General features: G+C 64.8%; 2 protein-coding genes. One reads left to right on the top strand and one right to left on the bottom strand.

Annotated elements, in window-relative coordinates; translation table 11 throughout:
* Positions 1-150 precede the first annotated feature (150 nt).
* Complete coding sequence (locus tag ACRDUX_RS12260) at positions 151-636, bottom strand: hypothetical protein (protein WP_526414239.1); 486 nt, start codon at positions 634-636, stop codon at positions 151-153.
* 524 nt (positions 637-1,160) lie between these two features.
* Between ACRDUX_RS12260 and ACRDUX_RS12255 the strand changes: the two genes are divergently transcribed.
* A partial coding sequence (locus ACRDUX_RS12255) for a hypothetical protein (protein WP_526414237.1) occupies positions 1,161-2,243 on the top strand: 1,083 nt, incomplete at its 3' end.

The following is a 2,243-nucleotide window of genomic DNA, read 5'->3' as shown; positions in this document are numbered from 1 at the left end:
TCCAGCGACCATGACGAACTGAGAACACCGACAGCTCGCCCCAATGGGCATGCCTCGCCGATGAGGCAATCAGGCCGATGATGATGCTACGGCAGGACTGCCGAGCAACGTCGGGGCCGTTGTCGTCGACGACCAAGTAACGCTCGGCGGTCAGGAAGACGGCGTCAGCTTGATCGCGGCGAGCCCGAGTCGGGTCGAGGCTTCGGTGAACTGCTCGACCGATGGCATCGCGTTGTCGCGGAACTTCAGTCCCATCGATCGCTGCGCCTTCTTCGCGCCGTAGGACGTCGCGGCACGCGTGGCGAGCTGGGCGACCATGGCGGGGTCCTTGATGAGGTGGCCGCGCATGGACGTCGTCGCGCCCGCGTGCAGCACCTCGGCGGGCGCACCGTCGCGGAAGTTGTGCGTCCAGCCGGCGCTCGACAGGGCGTAGAGGTCGCCGTCGATCTGGTGCGCGCTGAGGGGCACGGAGAACCGACGGCCGGTCTTACGGCCCGTGAAGCTGACGACCATGAAGTCCTTGAGCGTGGGCCCGATGACGGGTGCGCGCAATGCGAGGTGAAGCACCGGATTGAAGGCGCGAAGCAGTGCTTGCGGTGGATGCGCGATCTCGACCGCGACGGACTGTTCTGGCATGGGCCGAGAGTAGGACGCGTGCGAGGGGGAGGGGCGGGAACCGCAGCTTGGAGTCAGCCGGGAGCGCGTCGCATCGGGTGGCAGGTCGCGCACCCGGATGCCGGTGGCGTGGTGGATCGCGAAGTCCTGGGTGACGACGTGGTCTCCCGCCGCTGCTTACTCGCGGGACGCTGAGGCAATGCTCGTAAATGGTGCGCGTTCACCCGCTCATCGTGCGGCAGAATGGCTGGTACTGATCAAGGGGGCGGACGAAGAATGCCATTGTCGGTTAATACCGCGGGCTTGAGACAGGGGGCGGGCCGCAGCATTGCTATTGCTTCCGACCTAGCATCGCGCAGCGATGATGGTTCAACCTCTGGTCGTCAGCCCAGCCACGCTGGCGTGGCGGCGCTGAACGGCGCCGTGGGTGGCGTCCGAACTCGTCAAGCGCGCCGCGTGGAGCAATACGCCACCGAGATGCTCGTCGGTGCCGACGCATATGACGCAACGGACACTCAAGCGGGGGGAAGACTCGCGGAGTCGTTGTGACCCCGGCGGCCACGGCATCACCATTGCTCACCAAGTCGCAGCTTCAAAGCTGGCAGAGCACGCACCTCAACGACGCCGCATCACAGTGGCGTTCATCGGCAACGCAATCCGAAGATCTGTTCGACCAGCATCGTGCGACCGTCGTCGCGCCCGGGGGCACCGAATGGGTTGGCGAGGCCAAAGATGCAGCTATACACCGTGCCGCCACCGATCTCGCGGTGGTGAGACAGCAGGGCGCTCTTCAGCGGGGCGCCGCTGACATCGCCGAACGAGGTGCCGGTGACGTCCGTGCGGCGCAGCGAGCAGCCTTGAACGCGATTCGCGAGGCCGAGGCAGATGGTTTCAGCGTGAGCGAAGACCTGTCGGTGAATGACACCCGCAGCTCTGATCCGGACACGGCTGCTGCCCGCCACACTGCGGCAACCGAACACGCTGAAGACATCCGTTGGAACGCCGAGCGTCTCGTTCAGACTGATGGCCTTGTTGGCCGGCAGCTGGCGCAGAAAGCTGCGGAACTGCAAGGCATTCGGTTCGACGGTGAAGGTGACGCGACCGACGACGGGAGCATCAAAGCGGTCGACTTCAAACAGGGTCCACCGGGACAGGCCGAGTCAGAGGCCAACCGGCGTCAGAATGAGAAAGACGCCTTCAAGGAGGTGTTCGGGCGCGAGCCGGCATCGTCTGCCGACTGGACAACTGCGGCGGCGCTGGATCCGCACAGCTATGACCCGAACGTGCAGGGCGTGGCACCCGCGATCCGAGTAACCCGGATCGCGCCTGTTCCCGGTCAGGGAGTGGTCCGTGCTTCACAGTGGATCGAGCAGCGGGACGTCATCAGTGGGCCATTCAAGCGGGACTTCGGCAATGGAAGAGTGGCCGACCCGCACTTCGATCCGGCGGATAGCAAGGTCACGACCTACATCGATTACGAGAATGGTTTGGTCGTGGTGCGGCAGAATCCGTCGATCGAGCTGAATGACACTGGCGGGCCTGGTCAGGTCAAGGTCGGCATACCCGAAGCCGTTGTCCAACAAAGCAGCGACGGGGCAGTGCGCATCAAGTACGACGCCGCCAATCCG

This window comes from Mycobacterium sp., assembly GCF_050701675.1.
Lineage (GTDB): Bacteria > Actinomycetota > Actinomycetes > Mycobacteriales > Mycobacteriaceae > Mycobacterium.
The sequence above is the reverse complement of the archived record's forward strand: the minus strand, read 5'-3'. Positions and strand labels throughout refer to the sequence as shown.

Coding starts and splice junctions, on each gene's coding strand:
- ACRDUX_RS12260 (WP_526414239.1), bottom strand. CDS start 636: ATGCCAGAACAGTCCGTCGCGGTCGAGATCGCGCATCCACCGCAAGCA.